Below are 18332 nucleotides of genomic sequence, written 5' to 3'. Positions count from 1 at the left end.
ATCTTACTCCCCTTTCGTATCAAGCTTTTTATAAAGGTCGATAAATTCCGCTGCTAATTCTTTCACAGTCATTGAATTCATTAAATGATCTTGTGCATGAATTAAAAGAACACTAATCTCTTTTTTTTCTCCTCTTGCTTCTGATTGTATGAGTTCTGTTTGGAAATGATGTGCTTCATTAATCGCTTCTTTCGCTTTTGCCATCGCTTCATCTGCTTCCCCTAATTTCCCCTGTTTTGCATATTGCAGTGCTTCCATCGCATAGCTTCTTGCGTTACCGCTGTGTAAAATTAATTGGAATGGGATTTGTTCTGCTGTAGTCATCATAAATACCGCCCTCTCTATATAGTTCAACCGATTAAAATACCCCTTCAGTTTGAACGTGTCTATGAAAATATTATTTTCTTAAATTGGTTTTGGTGTTCTTCTAGATGTGTGCCATCTTTCTGAACAAGATATAAAGTTATTGTTCTCACGAGCTCGTTTCACCCGTGAGAACAATCATGTATTACATAGGTACAGATTGATTATTTCCTTGTGCCGCTGCTTTTTCAGTTTTAACAATAGAACGGTCACATAATACAACGAATGGATAATAAATAACCATCGCAATTACAAAGTTGAATAACTGTAGAATTGCACCGGAAATGTGTCCGCCTGTTACAAGGTAACCACTAATGATGGGTGGTGTTGCCCATGGAATCATCGCAACTGTTTTTGGAACAAATCCAAGAGATATAGCCATGTAAGAAGTAATTACTAATACAACTGGTGTCACAATAAACGGAACGAATAAAATTGGGTTTAAAATAATTGGTGTACCAAAGATTACTGGTTCGTTAATGTTAAACGCACCAGGTCCAATTGATAATCGGGATACCCCGCGCAATTGCGCACTTCTTGCCACAATTAATACAACCACTAAGAATGCTAATGTTGCACCAGAACCACCAAGATATACGAAGGTATCAAAGAATGGTTTTGTAATAATGTTTGGCACATCAAATGAAGACACGCCATCTTGGAACATCTTGATGTTTTTTTCTAATGCCGGTAAGTATAATGGCTCGATAATCCCACCAACAATGTTTGGACCATGTAAACCAAAGAACCAAAGAACGTGAACAAGAATTACAATTACAATCGCACTTGGTAATGTACCTGCTAAACCTTGTAATGGTAATTGAATTGTATTAAAGATAAATTCATGAACACTTGTACCTGCTAATTTCACTGCTAATTGAATACCCGCAACTACTGTTAAAATAACAAACGCTGGAACTAATGCTGCAAATGATCTTAAAACTGCTGGTGGTACTCCGTCTGGCATTTTGAAAGTAATTTCTCTTTGTACAAAGAAGCGGAATGCTTCAGTAACAAGAAGCGCTACAATGATTGCTACGAATAAGCCTTGTGATCCTGTCCAAGCTAAGTTCAATCCGCCCTCTTTCGGCGTTGTTGGTGTAAGAATAATTAACGCACCAAATGAAATAATACCCGCTGACAATCCATCAACACCGTAAGATTTTGCTAAGTTATAACTTGTTGTAAACGCTATAATTAGTGCTAAAATTGCGAAAGACCCTGTCCACATTCCACCGCCGACGTCTTTCCAAACTTCTCCGAATGTACCTTTCATAAAGTTTTGGAAAGCCTCGGATGGAAAACCATTAATAAGTGATGCAAATGCACCAACTAAGATAAGTGGCATAACCGCGATAAACCCATCACGAATCGCAGCTAAATGACGTTGTGACCCGATTTTACCAGCGACTGGAACAATATATTTTTCCATAAATGCGATAAACTTTTGCATTTTCTTTCCCTCCCTAATTATTTTTTAAGTGTTAAAGCGTGATCTAAAACTGCTTCTCCATTCATCATGCCGTAGTGCATTGGATTAATAACATCGATACCAACGTTCCTCTCATCAGCAAGCGCTTTCATCGAAGACAGCATATAACGAACTTGTGGTCCTAGTAATAATACGTCTGCTTCATCAATATTGTTTTTTACTGCATCCCCAGATACAGCCCAAATCTTTCCTTCTAACCCGCGAGCCTTTGCAGCTGCTTCCATTTTTGTAACTAGTAAACTTGTAGACATTCCTGCTGAACAACAAAGTAAAATATTCATTAATTAGTCCCCCTATGCATGTAAACTATTTTTGTTTATTTGTTTTTCTTTACGCCTTTTATCAATGCAACTTCCGTGCCAACTTTTTAAACCGCCTAAAATTAACGTTTTTCTCTGTGTTTTCATTGTGTGTTATCGCTTTCGAAAAGTGTGTTACCCAAAATATTGATAGTGTGTTATAAAACAACACGCTTGTAACACATATCTGTATGAAAATAGATTAGTGTTTAGTTGTCTAGTTGTGCTTAAAACATAAAATAAAATATTTTTATAAAAACATTCATTTTCTTTCTAATAAGAAAAAATTTATGGGAATTATATTTTTCAATATACAAAAGGATAAATTAAGAGGAAAGAACTCATATATGTCAACTATGAAAAACGAGGACTTTCAGTCATAACAGTACCATCAGTGGATTCACTGATGGTACTGTTATGATTCATACAAGACTAAATGTGATTAAACCGCCTCTCGATTTATCATTGAACTCCACCAAAACAATATGATTTTCACTAAATGGCCTACTTCATTTCGATTCCTTTATTTCAAGCTATTATTCAATCCCTCAATTTTCTTTTTCCAATACATTGTCATCGCAAACCATATAATGAAGTAAATAACGATGAAGCTACCTGTGCAAATGAGAAGCGGAACGAGATGATTTGGAACCCAACCAACCCAAATTGCAGTCGGTAAAAATGTGCCTAATAAAATGATAAAGTGAATGATTGTTTGCTTTAAAATGCCCCATTCTTCTTTCTCAAATACAAAGGAAGCAAACGAGAAAATCAGCCCTACAATATTTGATGCTACAAGGTGAGTAAGCAGTGTTTTTGTCTCTAATACATCCATTCCATTTACATAACCAATTCCTAAAAACAATAAGCTATAAAGCATCGCCATCGCCATTCCTGCGATAACCTTGGCACCTATCCTATCAAACAAAGTAACCATATTCCTAGCCTCCTCCCATATTCAAAGCTTCTTTAATAAACGGTACATATTTTCTTGAAACGTATTCTTTCATTCCATTTGAAAAGTGTGCACACATACTGCCGCTAAATGACATTTCAAAGTTTATTACATGTTGCAAGTTTGCGAGTGTAGACTTTGAAAATCGTACAAAGCGATCACCCTGTAATTTTGTTTCTAACTCATACAAACGAGATTTCACTTCAAGACTTCCTCTCATCGTTTGAGCCATTACCTTTCGCCCCTCTGTATAAAACCAATAAATATCTTTTGGCTCTAACAAATAATACTGTTGCTTCAATACTCCAACAATTTGCTTCACATTCCCCCCTTCTATCCTTTTTAAAAGTTGCTGAACTTCATCTGTCACTTCTTTTGCTTTAACAATAATCTCTATCTCATCTTGTGATGGATTTAATTCAAGGTGAATTTTCACTGCCTTCCACCTCCCTTACGCCCTTATTGTTACATATATTTCAAAAAAAGAAATAGATTGGTACATAAGTGGTATTCTTTACGTCATAACTGACTCTTTTTCAAACATAAAAAAACCTTGCATACGCAAGGTCTCATTCTTTCGCTAACATTTTCTTATATAACTCTACAAATTCACTCGCTAATTCCTTCACCATAATCGCATTCATTAAATGATCTTGCGCATGAACCATGAGCAGTGTAATCTCTGTCTTTTCCCCCCCAGCTTCCCTCTGTATTAAATCCGTTTGTAAACGATGTGCCTCTTGTAGTTCTTGTAAGGCCTCCTGCAATTTCGCCTCCGCTTCTTGAAATTCTCCGCGCTTTGCATAATCAATGGCTTCCATCGCACAACTTCTCGCATTTCCCCCATGTAAAATTAAATGAAAGGCTTGCGTCTCTAATATATCCATCTTAATTGCCTACTCCCCTTTTTCTTCGGCTACTTTTTGTTTATCCCACATTTTCAAGAACGGTAAATAAATCAAAAATGCAAGTATAAAGTTAACAATTTGCAAGACAACTCCTGAAATTTTCCCACCCGACCCTAAATATCCACTAAAAAGAATTGGTGTAGTCCACGGTACTGCCGCACCGCTTGGCCGAGCAACAAGCCCCCATTCCATTGCAAAATAAGAAACAAATGTCATAACGACAGGAACAAGTATAAATGGAATGAGCAAAAGTGGATTCAGTACAATTGGCATTCCAAACGTGACCATTTCATTAATATTAAAAATGCCTGGTGCGATTGATAGCCGACCCAAACTTTTTAATTGCTGACTCCGTGCAAATAATAACATCGCTACAACAAGTGCTAGCGTTGCACCAGATCCACCTGTGTAGATCCACAAATCAAAGAATTGTGCTGTTATCGTGTTTGGGACATCTTGCCCCGCCTGAAAAGCAATACGATTTTGATCCATTAATGATAACCAAACCGGGCTCATAACACCGCCTACGATTGCGGCCCCGTGAATCCCACATGCCCAAAGCACATGAACAACAATAACCGCTGCCACCGCGCCAAAAAGACTTGCTCCAAGTACACTGAGCGGAGCTTGCAGAAGCTGCCCTACAATATTATGAATACTACCAAAAGTGGTTTGCTCCAAAATTAAGCGCAGAATCCAAACAACCGTCACAACGATAAAACCTGGAATGAGTGCAGTAAATGAACGTGTTACAGCTGGTGGAACCGTTTCCGGCATTTTAATAATCATCTTCTTCTGGATAATAAACCTGTAAATTTCGGTAGATATAAGTGCTATAATCATCGCCACGAATAGCCCTTGACTCCCCATCAATGCAGCAGGTATAACCCCATCTACTACTACACTTTCCTTCGTACTAGGTATAATATGTGTCACTTGAAATGGAGTTGCTAGTAAAAAGGATACAAGTGACAATGCTCCTGCTGCTAATGCATCTACTTTATATTGTTCTCCCAGTCTGTAAGCGATTCCAAAAGTAGCTATTAAAGACATTATATTAAATGTTGCGCTAACTGGATACCCTAACGCCTTCTGCCAATTCCCCCCAAATAAACTTTCCATAAAATCGTTATATCCAGGTATTGGTAAAGCGCTGATAATAAGAAAAAATGAACCGATAATTAAGAAAGGCATCGTTAAAATAATCCCATCACGAATTGCTTGTAAATGCCGCTGCTGCGCAATTCTCCCTGCTACTGGCATAACATATTTCTCTAAAAACCGGACCATCTACTCCACTCTCCTTATACTCTCATTGACAATGCTGCCTCTAATACGGCTTCTCCGTTACAAAGCCCATAATGTACAGAGTGAATAATATCAACAGGTATCCCTTTTTCTTCACACATTTCCTTCATCTTCGGTAATAAATAACGCACTTGAGGTCCAAGCAAGAGCACATCCGCTTCGTCAATATGATTCCGTATTTCCGAACCCGATACAGCCCAAATTTTTACTTCTAACCCTTTTGCCTGTGCCGCTTTCTCCATTTTCGTTACAAGCAAACTAGTAGACATTCCTGCTGCACAGCAAAGTAAAATGTTCATTAAACTCCCTCCTTACTTTTAATCAGCTGGAATCCTATCCACATTTCTCTTCATATCCACTACTAGGTTACCAATGTATATGTCTATATTGTTTTCCATATGACGAGCATAAAAACAAAATTTTCCCCGTTTTCACTCTATTCCATCTATCTGTATTTTCCTAGTAAACTGCCTCATAAATCGCTATAATGATTCAGTATGATTTTTTACATTAAATAGGAGGAGATATATGATGAAGGCTTATCGCTTTCCAATTATTTTATTATCTTCCATCCTAATTGGTGGTTTCATTGGTTATTTCATGGGTACCGATGCAGTTGCTTTAAAACCGCTTGGTGACATTTTCTTAAACTTAATGTTTACGATTGTTGTACCTCTTGTATTCTTTAGCATTGCTTCCTCTATTGCCAATATGGATGGATTAAAACGTTTCGGAAAAATCATGTCTAGCATGGCAGGAACTTTCTTATTTACAAGTATTATCGCTGCAATTTTTATGATTATTGTTGTGAAAGTATTCCCGCCCGCACAAGGTGTTGTACTAGAGTTAACACAACCTGATAAGGCTGAAAAAAGCATTAGCGTTGCTGATCAAATTGTTGGCATCCTTACAGTATCAGATTTCTCAAAGTTACTTTCTCGTGAAAATATGCTAGCTCTTATTTTCTTCTCTATTTTAATGGGAATCGCAACTTCAGCAGTTGGCGAAAAAGGAAAACCATTCGCTACCTTCTTACAATCTGGTGCAGAAATTTCAATGAAAGTTGTTTCTTTCATTATGTACTATGCTCCAATTGGACTAGCTGCTTACTTTGCAGCCTTAGTTGGAGAATTTGGGCCACAGCTTCTTGGAACATATTTCCGAGCAGCAATGGTATACTATCCAGCTTCTCTTGTATACTTCTTTGTCTTCTTTACCTTCTACGCATACCTTGCAGGACGCAAACAAGGTGTACAAATCTTTTGGAAAAACATGGTCTCTCCTACAGTTACATCACTTGCAACTTGTAGTAGTGCCGCGAGTATTCCAGCAAACTTAGAAGCAACGAAAAAAATGGGCATTTCTTCTGACGTTCGTGAAACAGTTGTCCTTCTTGGTTCTACACTTCATAAAGACGGATCTGTTTTAGGTGGCGTAATTAAAATTGCTTTCTTATTCGGGATTTTCAATATGGAATTCTCAAGTCCAAAAACATTGGCAATCGCACTTGTTGTTTCCCTATTAGTTGGAACAGTAATGGGTGCAATTCCTGGTGGCGGTATGATTGGTGAAATGTTAATTGTTTCTCTATATGGCTTCCCACCAGAAGCTTTGCCAATTATCGCAGCTATTAGTACAATCATTGACCCACCAGCAACGATGTTAAACGTAACAGGAGATAACGCTTGTGCCGTAATGACAGCTCGTCTTGTTGAAGGTAAAAACTGGATTAAGAATAAAGTAATGTAATAAGTTCTTATCATTCTTTTAAAATAAAAAATTGCTAGAAACAAAAACCTTTTCTTTTAAAATAAAGAAAGGTTTTTCATTTAATTAACTGAACACTCAGTTAATTTTTTATCAAACGGAACGACTGGTAAAAATATTGAAAAAAGTAAAAAAAAGTAAGATAATTAGCAAGAATACTTAATGAGGGGGTTCTTTTATGAAAAAAAAGTTTTTGATAGTGCCTGCCGTAGCACTGCTAGCACTTCCTGCTTTCAGCTTTAGCAATGCTTCTACTAATCTAACAGCTTTTAATCCACCACCACCTGATAGAGTTTCTAGTGACTTAACGGCTTTTAATCCGCCGCCACCTGACAGAGTTTCTAACAACTTAACGGCTTTTAATCCGCCACCACCTGACAGAGTTTCTAACAACTTAACGGCTTTTAATCCGCCACCACCTGACAGAGTTTCTAACAACTTAACGGCTTTTAATCCACCACCACCTGACAGAGTTTCTAACAACTTAACGGCTTTTAATCCACCACCACCTGACAGAGTTTCTAACAACTTAACGGCTTTTAATCCACCACCACCTGACAGAGTTTCTAACAACTTAACGGCTTTTAATCCGCCGCCACCTGATAGAATCTCTAATACAATTGGTTAATATATTCATGCATCATGGATCCTATTCCATTGATGTATGAATTATCTTAAATTGAGAAGAAGCTAGATATTCACTCTAGCTTCTTCTTTGATGTTACAAGTTTGTTTTATAACTACAAATTAATCAGACTATACCCACAAATTTGTTATAACTTTCACAAAGTTTCCATAGCCCTTTCCTCTCCTTCGTACTATAATCATGTATGGAAAAGGAGATGGAAACTATGACACACAGCGCCCCAGAGTTTAAAGTTTTGCAAAGCATTGCGTTCCTTGCTGTTGTTTTGCAAAGTTCCTTACTATATACAATGAATCAAGGACATATTCTACTAGAACAATCTCTCATTATGGGAATGCTATTTAATCTCGCAAAATTTTCAGCACCTGCATTCATCTTCATTGTTGGATTTCATTTAATTCAGCAATACACAAAACAAATGGTCTATACAGAATACATCTATGAAAAAACAGCTCACTTGCTTGCTCCTTACTTCTTCTGGTCCGTCGTGTACTTATTGACAACAAACCAAGTCGTTACAGTGCAAAGCGGGATAAAAAGCCTATTGCTCGGAACAGCTGCGCCTCATCTTTGGTATGTCATTATGATGTTCCAAATCCATTTGCTGTTTCCCTTATTATGCACCTTATTTTATTGGTTTAAAAAAAGAACACAAAATCAGCAAGATATATACCGATACATGGCCGCTTTCGCTAGCATTTATTTTCTCTTAATGTGGTATTCTTCTCACTATATTTTTAACGGTGAAGTGCTAACTCAATCAACTGTTTTGCATTATACAGATCGTTCCTTCTTCTTCTATTCATTTTACTTTGTCATGGGAGGAATCGCTGCTGTAGCACTTCAAGCTTGGCGCTTATTTGTAATGAAACACATACCACTTATAACAATCTTGTTTTTTATTCTATTCTTATTCATCAACTATGAACTATTTAGCTTTTATGGTGTAGATTCCATTCACCTTACTGTATCTACCTATTTAAAGCCATCCATGTTTCTGTACATTGTATGTGAAATTTTAATACTATACGTACTATCTATCATGATTGTACAGCGGCGAGGTGCTTTATATAAAACATTACGCTTTATCGGAAACTACACGTACGGAGCCTATTTAGCACACTTTTTCTTTTTACAGCTAATTACGAAATTACTATCTCTATTTACAATACAGGCAAATACAATTCTATATAGTCTATTACTATTTCTTCTAACGGCAACATTCTCTATCATCACAATGGTTATATGTAGCACGATTCCATTCCATACATGGATTACAGGACCTTCTCCCACGCCTGTATTAAAATGGCCAACGCTCCTGCCTTTACTGCCATTATTAAGAAGTAAAAAGTAAAAGAAGCTGTCCAAAAAGATTTTTTGGACAGCTTCTTTTTAGGAAGAAACCTGCTCTGCAGAAGTTTCTTTATGCTGTATGTGACTTGTAATCCAAGCAATTCCACCAGCAACAACTAAATAACATAATAAAATTAAAATTTGCATTTGTCCCTAACCTAACTTTGTTACGAAATTCTAATCTTTCATCAAACAAGCTCCGCATTATTGAACCAAGGTGCCAACGAACTATTGGATTAAGTTGGTCAAAAAGGCGTTACTTATCATCAACAGCTCAGAAGTTCCGTCAATTCGTTATTCACTATTTCTCGAGCATTTCATCACCACGTACTTAAAAAATCTCCAAAATAAAAATGCCACTTTTCAGTGACATTTTTATCCCGCAGTAACCGGCAGTAATATCCCGATTGGTGAAGGATCATAATCAGTGGGGAATAAAGCTCCCCACTGATTAAAGTTTCATTTTACTTCTTATCCATTTTCAATTCCGTCTCAGCTAATAGCGGCAACACATTATCAAAAATATGCGTGTTGTTCTCTTTTCCAGTCACATATCCACCATAAAACCTGCTGAATACATTGTCATTCCGAAATTCACTCATGCGCTCATACAATTCTTGGGCAAATTTTTTATCTCCTACTTGTAATACATATAAAATCGTTAGCCCATATGCTGCTGGTGATTCAAAATCTACTACTGGTTTTCCTGTTTCTAAATCATAGCGACCGTATAACTTCCCATCTTTGCGGAATACCTTTTTAATAAACTCTAAATATGCTTCGGAGGAAATTCCGCCTAAACTACGATGGTAAGCAACATACGATTGATCAATGAGATTCACCCGGTTTTCATATGTAAATGTACCATCCTCTTTGTATTCTTTCGGGAATGCCCAGCCACGTCTTGGATAATCCGCTAAAAATTGAATAGCTTCCTGATACTGCGTTTCTGAAATTTTTCCGTACTTTTTCATATAAGAGAATGCACTTGGATTTATGTAAGATGTCGTTAATATGTTATTTTGCATGCCCTTATCTGCGTCATAATAGTCAACATAGATTTTCTTCTTCTTATTATAACGTAGTACAGCATCACTCACTTGATCCGCAAGATGCTTATACCGCTCTTCTTTATACATGTCATAAGCACGATATAGCTGTTCGATGATGCGGAGATCATCAATGAGAGCATTCGTACCAGCCTGTCTTTCTCCTGTTTCAGAAATCTTCCATAAAACAATATGGACTGGATGTATAAAATAATTTTGGATCACCTTTACTTGTTCATCAAACAATGATTGATCGTCCATATCAAGCGTATATTGTAACCATAGCCCTGATGATTCTGATAATGCTTCACGGCCGGTAGCCTCGTTCGTTCCTACCTTTGAATCAGCTATGCGATATGTTGCGAGCGTCCCATTCTCGTTCATCATATGTCTCATAATAAAATATTCTGTTCGATTTCCTTGTAGTGCAGTCCAAAAAACAATTCCACCTAAAACCATAAATAAAGTTAACGCAATCCATATATACAAACGTTTCCGCACTTTTTCTCACCTCTATAATAAGACTAACCGTAATCTTAGTAGAGCATACGAAAACATTAAAAAGACAATCCTTTAGATTGTCTCTTACTTTTCTATCCTTTACACACGTTAATTAGCCTCTTTTGTAGGGCGATACAATAATTGCACAAGGTGATCATATTCACGCCGTGTAATTTCTTTATTATATAACTTTAATAACAAATCTTTATGCTCTTTCGAAAACGCCATTTTTCTAATGACTTCAGGATACATACAAACATCCCCTCCGTTTTACGTAAACTTCCACATTCTGTTAAACTCTAGCTTGTCCTTCTACAAATAAAACCCCTTAGATAGAACTAACGTTCGCATAAGCATTATAAAAGATTTTGTTCTAAAACACAAATAAAATATTCTTCTCTTTATTTTCTGAAGATTTCAAAATCATAATATCATATCCACTTTTTAAAATACATATATATTTTTGGCATTTTTTTGAATAAATTTTCCAATCCGATCAGAAAATAATGGCAAAAATGAAGAGGAGTAGAATTATGGATACTGTTACATTGTCACGGGCTTTTTTTGGGTCATCACTAGCATTCCACATCATTTTTGCAACACTTGGAATCGGACTATCTTTAATGATTTTTATAAGCGAAGTATTATATCACTGGAGAAAGGATTCTGATTACGCCGTTATGGCAAAAAGGTGGACAAAGGCTTTCGCCATCCTTCTTGGTGTCGCAATCCCTACTGGAACAATCGTCGGTGTACAAATTTCACTTCTTTGGCCCGGATTCGCCAAAATTGTCGGTCAAGTGATTTCTGTTCCATTTCAGATTGAGATTTTCGCCTTCTTCTTAGAAGCTTTATTTATGTCCATTTATGTATATGCAGCAGATAAATTACCACCATTTATGAGATTAATCTCACTCTTTTTTGTCATGCTTGGTGCCACTGCATCTGCCGTATTAATTACCTCAGCAAACACATGGATGAATACACCGGCAGGCTTTTCTATGAATCCTGATGGCTCTGTTTTTAACGTTGACCCGTGGAAAGCATTCTTTAATCCAAGCTTTTTCACAAGCTCCCTTCACGTTGTCATTACGGCTTATGCAACAGGAGCGGCAGTCATTGCTTCTATCGCTGGGTTTAAATTATTAAGACGAAATCTGGGTGCAAGAGAAATCGCTTATCATAAAAAAGGATTATTTTTAGGCCTTGTCGTTACATTTATTACAGGTGCTACGATGTGGCTTTCTGGACATGAATCGGCAATTGCTTTGCATGAACATTCTCCGGAAAAATTAGCATCTGCAGAAGCTTTATTTGAAACGACATCACATGCTCCTTTGTCCATTGGCGGAGTTGTCGATCCTGAAACTCTTGAACTGAACTACGCCCTCGAAATCCCAAATATGCTAAGTATGTTAGTTGGATTTAATCCTAATACCGTTGTAAAGGGGTTAAATGAATTTCCACAAGAAACGTGGCCGCCATTTTATACCCATACGTTCTTTAATTTAATGGTTGGTACAGCTGCATTCACTTTTGCTGTAGCAGCAATCGCTCTTGTATATTGGTACTTTATCTATCGAAAAAAAGGAGCAGAATTACCAAAATGGCTTCTATGGGCCACTGCTGCGTGCGGACCGATTATGATGCTCGGCATTGAATTTGGATGGGTTTTCAGTTGTAGCGGTCGTCAACCTTGGACGATTTATGGGATGCAGCGCACAATGGATGCTGCTACGCGCGCTGATTTCGTCGGGCCTTTATTTATTTTATTCATCATTTTGTATATCGGTCTTGGCGCTTTAACGATTTTCGTACTACGAACGTTCTTTAGAAGACATCCATTAAAAAATGATCTAGGGCAGCAAGGAGGAGATCCTCGTGCATGAGGCAAGTATTGCGATTATCATCTTATGGGCCATCATCTTCGTATACAGCATTTTAGGTTCCATTGATTTTGGAGCCGGATTTTGGGGCATGGTATACGCAAAGCACCCGACACTAGCCGGAAAGCTTGCCAATCGTTATTTATCACCAACATGGGAAGTAACGAATACATTTCTCGTCTTTGTCGTTGTCGCATTTCTTGGCTTCTTTCCGAAAGCAGCTTTTACACTCGCAACAGTGATGTTTGTACCGGTGACATTAATTTTAGTTCTCGTTGCCATTCGTAGCACATTCATGGTTTTTGCATATTCCGTACCGAAGTATGAGCATATCTTGCGCTTTATTTCTGGTATTACAGGGCTCTTAATTCCAGCCTTATTAATTACAGTTTTGCCAGTAACAGAAGGTGCTTATATTACGACCTCTAGTGGAAAAGAAGTGCTATTATACGGGAAACTTCTATCAAGCCCTGTAATCTATTGGTATATGTTATTTGGGTTAACTTCAGAGTTGTTCCTATCCTCTCTTTTTCTAGCTGACTTTGCAAGAGAGCAGCGCTCAGAGGATACGTATCGACTCTACAGACGAAACGCCATCGTACTTGGTCCGGCGACGCTCGTTACAGCCATTATCGCCCTGGTTGTTATGGAACCAGAAACACATTGGCTCATGCAAGGATTAATTAAGCAGTTTCCATGGTTCACAGTCTCCATTCTTTTATTTGTAATCGGGTATTCTTCCCTTTGGTGGACAAATAAAAAATACGATTCACTCGGCTGGCCTCGCATCGCTGTTTTAGCAGTTGTTGCACAATATGCCTTTGCTAGCTACGCTTACGGCGTCGCGCATTTACCGTATATCATTTATCCGGACGTTACTGTCTTTACAAGCTTTACAACGAAAGAAACATTCTATGCGCTGCTCATCCTCTATGCAATCGGCATCGCGATCTTGCTTCCAGGCTTTATCTTCTTCTGGAATTTATTCTTAAAGGATCGAACGTTCCTCAAAGAAAAATAACGATTTAAAGAGAAGCTACTCCAAACATTTACTAAAATGTCTAGAGTAGCTTCTCTTTATAATAATGACTCCCTAAATAATTTCTACATCTTTACAAACAAAAACACCATATATATATCCATTTTGTTTTTCCTTCATACTAAGTCGCGGCTATGAAAACAAAAGAAGATTCCCACTCGTTCTCCCCTTTTGTTTTCACTCGGCATGGGGCAGGACCTGACCGCTTCTATGCTCGGGCGGACGCTCTCTCCCATCTGAAAAATAGGTTTTAAATCGTTTTTTCAATTTGTATTTATATAGGTTCTTCTCTCTATCAAAAAGCACTAGTTATCTCTCTCGTATCTATATTTGCCTTTTAACATCAAATACACATATTCACTAGATTCAGGTACATGCCTAGTTCTTCTTATTTTTTTTTGAATATAATGCTGTATACACTTGAGACAAGCTCAAATCTATTTGCTCAAGTAAAAAAGAAAGGTAGGCTAACAATGAGTACTGAAATATTGATTACAATCGTCGTCTTCTTCTTAACCATGATCATCATTTTTTGGCGACCACGGGGATTGAATGAAGCATGGCCCGCTGCAATTGGTGCCGGTATCATTCTCCTTACAGGACTTGTATCAAAACCGGATGTTATGGATATTATTAGTAAAATAGGAGGCGCCTCCATAACTATCTTAGCAACCATCGTTATGGCCGTTATATTAGAAAGCTTCGGCTTCTTCCATTGGGCGGCTGCAAAACTGGCAAATCTAGCAAAAGGTTCTGGTCACCGTTTATACTGGTATATTCAATTACTATGCTTCCTCATGACTCTTTTATTTAACAACGATGGCAGCATCTTAATTACAACTCCAATTTTAATTTTACTTCTCAAAAACCTTCAATTAAAACCACACCAACAAATTCCGTATTTACTAAGTGGTGCTTTAATTGCTACTGCTTCAAGTGCACCAATTGGTGTAAGTAATATCGTAAACTTAATCGCATTAAATATCGTACACATGACACTTTATATGCACACTGCAATGATGTTCGTACCTGCAACACTAGGACTACTATTTATGTCATGGCTCATGTACACTGTTTTAAAGAGAAAACTACCTAAAAAATTACCAGTTTCTTCTTATGATATTGAAGAAATCTTCTTCACAAAAAATTTCCATCCTCTAAAAGGAAAAAATTCCGTTGATACAAAACAAAAACGGACAAAATTTATGTTAAAGGTATTACTTTTCGTATTCCTTATGCGCTGTCTTCTCTTCGTCGCTTCCTTCCTATCCATACCAATTGAAATTGTAGCTGTACTCGGTTCACTCGTTCTCCTTGTATGGAGATGGTACTATTTACGTACAAACCCTGTCGATATCTTAAAAAAGACACCGTGGCACATTTTGATCTTCGCATTCTCCATGTATGTTATTATTTACGGGCTTCACAATGCAGGATTAACAACGTTTCTTGTAAAGTGGCTCGAACCGATTGTTAACCAGCATCTACTATACGCAAGCTTTACAATGGGTGGATTGGTTTCACTTCTCTCCAACGTCTTTAATAATCACCCCGCATTAATGATTGGTACCATTACATTAACCGAGATGGGACTCGATCCAGTCACTCTAAAAACAATTTATCTTGCAAATATTATCGGTAGTGACATGGGATCGTTATTATTACCAATCGGTACACTTGCTTCCCTCATTTGGATGTACATCCTAAAACAAAATAAAATTAAAGTGAAGTGGAAAGATTATTTAAGCGTATCCCTTATCGTCATCCCACTCTCAACAATCGTAACATTATTCCTCTTATTCTACTGGGTACAACTTTTCTTCTCCCTCTAAAAAACAATAGCCTCCTTTGCTACCGTCTTAGCAAAGGAGGCTTCTTCTATATTTAAATTAGATACACGTGATCAATCAAGTTAAAAGGTGTTCGGAAGCCGTACATATCCCCCACTATTTGTGGGCATTCGTACCCCCATCTCAAATCCAATTATTGATATAAGTGACTACCAGCTTCTTTAAATTCTTCTGATTTCTCTTTCATGCCTTTTTCAATTGCTTCTGTTGTTTCTAAATCATTTTCTTTTGCATATTCACGAATGTCATGTGAAATTCTCATACTACAGAACTTCGGACCACACATGGAACAGAAATGAGCTGTTTTTGCTCCTTCTGCTGGTAATGTTTCATCGTGGAAATCCATTGCCCGTTCAGGATCTAACGATAAGTTAAATTGATCGCGCCAGCGGAATTCAAAACGCGCTTTTGAAAGAGCATCATCACGTTGCTGCGCTGTTTTGTGTCCTTTCGCAAGATCAGCCGCATGCGCCGCAATTTTATACGTAATAACCCCTTCACGAACGTCATCTTTGTTCGGTAAGCCTAAATGCTCTTTCGGTGTTACATAACAAAGCATTGCTGTACCAAACCAGCCAATCATCGCTGCACCAATCGCCGATGTAATATGATCATACCCCGGTGCAATATCCGTTGTTAAAGGTCCAAGTGTATAAAATGGTGCGCCTTGGCAAATATCAAGTTCTTTATCCATATTTTCTTTAATTAAATGCATTGGTACATGCCCTGGTCCTTCAATCATAACTTGAACATCATGCTTCCAAGCAATTTTTGTTAACTCACCAAGCGTTTCAAGCTCAGAGAATTGCGCTTCATCATTCGCATCTGCAATCGAACCTGGACGTAATCCATCTCCAAGAGAGAAGGAAACATCATATTGTTTCATAATTTCACAAATTTCTTCAAAGTGAGTGTATAAGAAGTTTTCTTTATGATGGAATAAACACCACTGCGCCATAATAGAACCACCGCGCGAAACAATTCCTGTCGTACGTTTTGCTGTAATTGGAATGTAACGAAGTAGTACACCTGCATGAATTGTAAAGTAATCCACACCTTGCTCCGCTTGTTCAATTAACGTGTCACGGTATACTTCCCAAGTTAAATCTTCAGCAATACCATTTACTTTTTCTAGCGCTTGATAAATCGGCACTGTTCCAACTGGTACAGGAGCATTACGAATAATCCATTCACGAGTCGTATGAATATTTTTCCCTGTTGATAGGTCCATAATTGTATCTGCACCCCAGCGCGTTGCCCATGTCATCTTCTCTACTTCTTCCGCGATAGAAGAAGAAACTGCAGAGTTACCGATATTCGCATTTACTTTCACGTGGAAATTGCGTCCGATAATCATCGGTTCTGCTTCTGGGTGGTTAATGTTTGCTGGTAAAATCGCACGTCCTTCTGCGATTTCTTTACGAACAAACTCAGGCTCTACACCTTCACGAATCGCAACATATTCCATCTCAGATGTAATGATACCGTTACGTGCATAGTGCATTTGCGTTACATTTGCGCCCTTTTTTGCACGAAGTGGTTTACGATCCATCTGCGGGAACACAGGTGTATGCTGAGAAGCAGCCTTCACGCCATCATCTTCCGGTTTAATTTCACGTCCTTCATACTCTTCTACATCTCCACGGTCAACACTCCAAGCACGGCGAGGTGTTGGAATTCCTTTTTCCAGCTCTACTTTGTACTCAGGGTCTGTGTACGGACCACTTGTATCATACACGCGAATCGGCGGATTTGGTACACCGTTTGTATCACTTTGCTCAATCTCACGCATTGGTACTTTCATACCTTCACGCGGGCCATCCACATAGACTTTCTGACTTCCTGGTAAACTCGACTTCAATTCAATTTGCTCAGCTGAAACAGATTGCTTCATAATTTGTGTTTCCTCCCCTTTATCATTTCAGGCAAATCGAACTTGCTCAGAATCTCGGGCCACCTTCTGGGCAATTCGATTCCCGCTTCAGCAGCTAGAATGATCGGTGGCTTCGCCTCTTCAGCTGAAGCTCCATCCCCTCCCATTCTGACCGAGCCGCTTTCGCTTTACTTGTGAAAAGGACAAGAACTAGTGACCAGCGCATGCCAAAATAAAAAGAGCCAGGTCCATAGTAAAACAAGGACCTGGCTCATAAAGACATAGTTATGTAAAGCCGTTAACTTCCCTACGCTGGTACGAGCCAGATCAGGTCCAGAGGGTTAAGAAGTTCTCGCACTTCTCTCTCAGCCCACGCTTCTCTTGGGCACCCCTAGTTTATCACTGATTTAATTTTCAATACTTTCCCATCATACACGATAATCAGAAAAATGCAAAGGCATGAAGTACAATTTTTACATGTCGTTTTTTATCTGCTAGTCGATACTCCCTATTGAACCACTGATTATTAACCCGACCAATCGGGCTTTTACAGGCAGTTCATCTCCCACCTAACTTCTTTGTTTCCACTGAATTTTGAGGTGGGGGTCAAAACTTACCCATGTTCAGCTAAAATCAGAACACCTAAAAAGTTAGTCATATTATTTATTCACATATGTAAAGTAAAGTTTAGATCAGGAGTGAAATTATAATGGGTTGTTTGGGATCTATCTTCCGATTTACGTTTTTCGCAATATGTATCATTTTTGTCCTCTGGTTTGGAGGCTCGTCAATTATAGCCTTCTTTTCTGCTCTGTTTTGGGGAAGTTGGATGCATTTTTGGACATTATTTTCTATCTGGATTACTGCAAATTACGGAATCGGTTGGCTGTTTGAAGTTCACTGGAAAGATGAGGACGCAGGCGAAGAATTCTTTGCAATTTTTATTCTTTTCATCAGCATACTTATTTATAGAGGGATCAATAAACTTGGAAGGGTATTTATTCGAGGATGAATAGTCTTTCATGCCGTGCGTAACCATCGGG

The 18332-nt window shown here is 38.1% G+C and carries 18 protein-coding genes, 1 pseudogene and 1 riboswitch; of the genes and pseudogenes, 7 read left to right on the top strand and 12 right to left on the bottom strand.

What is annotated here, in order from left to right:
• Positions 1 to 3: 3 nt before the first annotated feature.
• The 8 genes from MHH71_RS17650 to MHH71_RS17615 all read right to left on the bottom strand — a co-directional run bounded on the left by MHH71_RS17650 (position 4) and on the right by MHH71_RS17615 (position 5624).
• The gene (locus MHH71_RS17650) at positions 4 to 327 is read right to left on the bottom strand and encodes a PTS lactose/cellobiose transporter subunit IIA (RefSeq protein WP_006096577.1); all 324 of its coding nucleotides are present in this window, start codon (positions 325 to 327) and stop codon (positions 4 to 6) included.
• A gap of 181 nt (positions 328 to 508) precedes the next feature.
• Positions 509 to 1816, bottom strand: a complete 1308-nt coding sequence (gene celB / locus MHH71_RS17645) for a PTS cellobiose transporter subunit IIC (protein ID WP_003202026.1) — start codon at positions 1814 to 1816, stop codon at positions 509 to 511.
• 17 nt (positions 1817 to 1833) lie between these two features.
• Positions 1834 to 2136: a PTS sugar transporter subunit IIB gene (locus MHH71_RS17640; RefSeq protein ID WP_003202024.1), complete on the bottom strand. Its 303-nt coding sequence runs from the start codon at positions 2134 to 2136 to the stop codon at positions 1834 to 1836.
• Between the two features lie 541 nt (positions 2137 to 2677).
• Entirely contained in the window at positions 2678 to 3091 is a 414-nt protein-coding gene (locus MHH71_RS17635) for a DUF3021 domain-containing protein (RefSeq protein ID WP_003202021.1), read from the bottom strand.
• Between the two features lie 4 nt (positions 3092 to 3095).
• Complete coding sequence (locus MHH71_RS17630; protein ID WP_006096579.1) at positions 3096 to 3545, bottom strand: LytTR family DNA-binding domain-containing protein; 450 nt, start codon at positions 3543 to 3545, stop codon at positions 3096 to 3098.
• A 133-nt stretch (positions 3546 to 3678) separates the two neighbouring features.
• The gene (locus MHH71_RS17625) at positions 3679 to 3996 is read right to left on the bottom strand and encodes a PTS lactose/cellobiose transporter subunit IIA (protein WP_003202017.1); all 318 of its coding nucleotides are present in this window, start codon (positions 3994 to 3996) and stop codon (positions 3679 to 3681) included.
• Positions 3997 to 4005: 9 nt separating this feature from the next.
• Entirely contained in the window at positions 4006 to 5307 is a 1302-nt protein-coding gene (gene celB / locus MHH71_RS17620; RefSeq protein WP_006096580.1) for a PTS cellobiose transporter subunit IIC, read from the bottom strand.
• 14 nt (positions 5308 to 5321) lie between these two features.
• Positions 5322 to 5624 (bottom strand): PTS sugar transporter subunit IIB, encoded by a 303-nt coding sequence (locus MHH71_RS17615; protein ID WP_006096581.1) that lies wholly within the window; start codon positions 5622 to 5624, stop codon positions 5322 to 5324.
• A 232-nt stretch (positions 5625 to 5856) separates the two neighbouring features.
• Here MHH71_RS17615 and MHH71_RS17610 point away from each other — a divergent pair, with 232 nt between their 5' ends.
• Complete coding sequence (locus MHH71_RS17610) at positions 5857 to 7074, top strand: dicarboxylate/amino acid:cation symporter (protein ID WP_026008517.1); 1218 nt, start codon at positions 5857 to 5859, stop codon at positions 7072 to 7074.
• A 177-nt stretch (positions 7075 to 7251) separates the two neighbouring features.
• Here the strand turns inward: MHH71_RS17610 and MHH71_RS17605 are convergent, their stop codons facing one another.
• A complete protein-coding gene (locus MHH71_RS17605) occupies positions 7252 to 7665 on the bottom strand; it encodes a hypothetical protein (RefSeq protein ID WP_340724582.1) in 414 nt (137 codons plus the stop codon).
• Between the two features lie 257 nt (positions 7666 to 7922).
• On the opposite strand from MHH71_RS17605, the gene MHH71_RS17600 reads away from it, so the two are divergent.
• Both MHH71_RS17600 and MHH71_RS17595 read left to right on the top strand, forming a co-directional pair.
• Positions 7923 to 9092, top strand: coding sequence for an acyltransferase family protein (locus MHH71_RS17600; protein WP_003205094.1), 1170 nt, complete (start codon positions 7923 to 7925; stop codon positions 9090 to 9092).
• Between the two features lie 127 nt (positions 9093 to 9219).
• A pseudogene (locus tag MHH71_RS17595) lies at positions 9220 to 9426 on the top strand (LysR family transcriptional regulator); the annotation flags it as partial.
• A gap of 129 nt (positions 9427 to 9555) precedes the next feature.
• Here the strand turns inward: MHH71_RS17595 and MHH71_RS17590 are convergent.
• Positions 9556 to 10641: a hypothetical protein gene (locus tag MHH71_RS17590; RefSeq protein ID WP_006097483.1), complete on the bottom strand. Its 1086-nt coding sequence runs from the start codon at positions 10639 to 10641 to the stop codon at positions 9556 to 9558.
• A gap of 108 nt (positions 10642 to 10749) precedes the next feature.
• Positions 10750 to 10893, bottom strand: a complete 144-nt coding sequence (locus tag MHH71_RS17585; protein WP_003205090.1) for a hypothetical protein — start codon at positions 10891 to 10893, stop codon at positions 10750 to 10752.
• 281 nt (positions 10894 to 11174) lie between these two features.
• On the opposite strand from MHH71_RS17585, the gene MHH71_RS17580 reads away from it, so the two are divergent.
• The 3 genes from MHH71_RS17580 (at position 11175) to MHH71_RS17570 (ending at position 15398) form a co-directional block, all read left to right on the top strand.
• On the top strand, positions 11175 to 12530 hold the full coding sequence (locus tag MHH71_RS17580) for a cytochrome ubiquinol oxidase subunit I (RefSeq protein WP_033799502.1): 1356 nt from the start codon (positions 11175 to 11177) through the stop codon (positions 12528 to 12530).
• Complete coding sequence (locus tag MHH71_RS17575; protein WP_018765147.1) at positions 12523 to 13548, top strand: cytochrome d ubiquinol oxidase subunit II; 1026 nt, start codon at positions 12523 to 12525, stop codon at positions 13546 to 13548. The genes MHH71_RS17580 and MHH71_RS17575 overlap by 8 nt, the downstream gene beginning before the upstream one ends.
• Before the next feature lie 491 nt (positions 13549 to 14039).
• Positions 14040 to 15398, top strand: a complete 1359-nt coding sequence (locus MHH71_RS17570; RefSeq protein ID WP_018781262.1) for an arsenic transporter — start codon at positions 14040 to 14042, stop codon at positions 15396 to 15398.
• 151 nt (positions 15399 to 15549) lie between these two features.
• Here MHH71_RS17570 and thiC read toward each other — a convergent pair whose 3' ends face one another.
• Complete coding sequence (thiC, locus tag MHH71_RS17565; protein WP_006097487.1) at positions 15550 to 17310, bottom strand: phosphomethylpyrimidine synthase ThiC; 1761 nt, start codon at positions 17308 to 17310, stop codon at positions 15550 to 15552.
• Between the two features lie 266 nt (positions 17311 to 17576).
• Positions 17577 to 17692: riboswitch (TPP riboswitch) on the bottom strand.
• Between the two features lie 426 nt (positions 17693 to 18118).
• On the opposite strand from thiC, the gene MHH71_RS17560 reads away from it, so the two are divergent.
• Positions 18119 to 18301 (top strand): hypothetical protein, encoded by a 183-nt coding sequence (locus tag MHH71_RS17560; protein ID WP_003205080.1) that lies wholly within the window; start codon positions 18119 to 18121, stop codon positions 18299 to 18301.
• The last annotated feature ends 31 nt before the right edge of the window (positions 18302 to 18332 follow it).

It is taken from the genome of Bacillus sp. FSL H8-0534, from assembly GCF_038005885.1.
Taxonomy (GTDB): Bacteria; Bacillota; Bacilli; order Bacillales; family Bacillaceae_G; genus Bacillus_A; species Bacillus_A pseudomycoides.
Note: the sequence above shows the minus strand (reverse complement) of the source record. Positions and strands in the feature narration are given on the sequence as shown.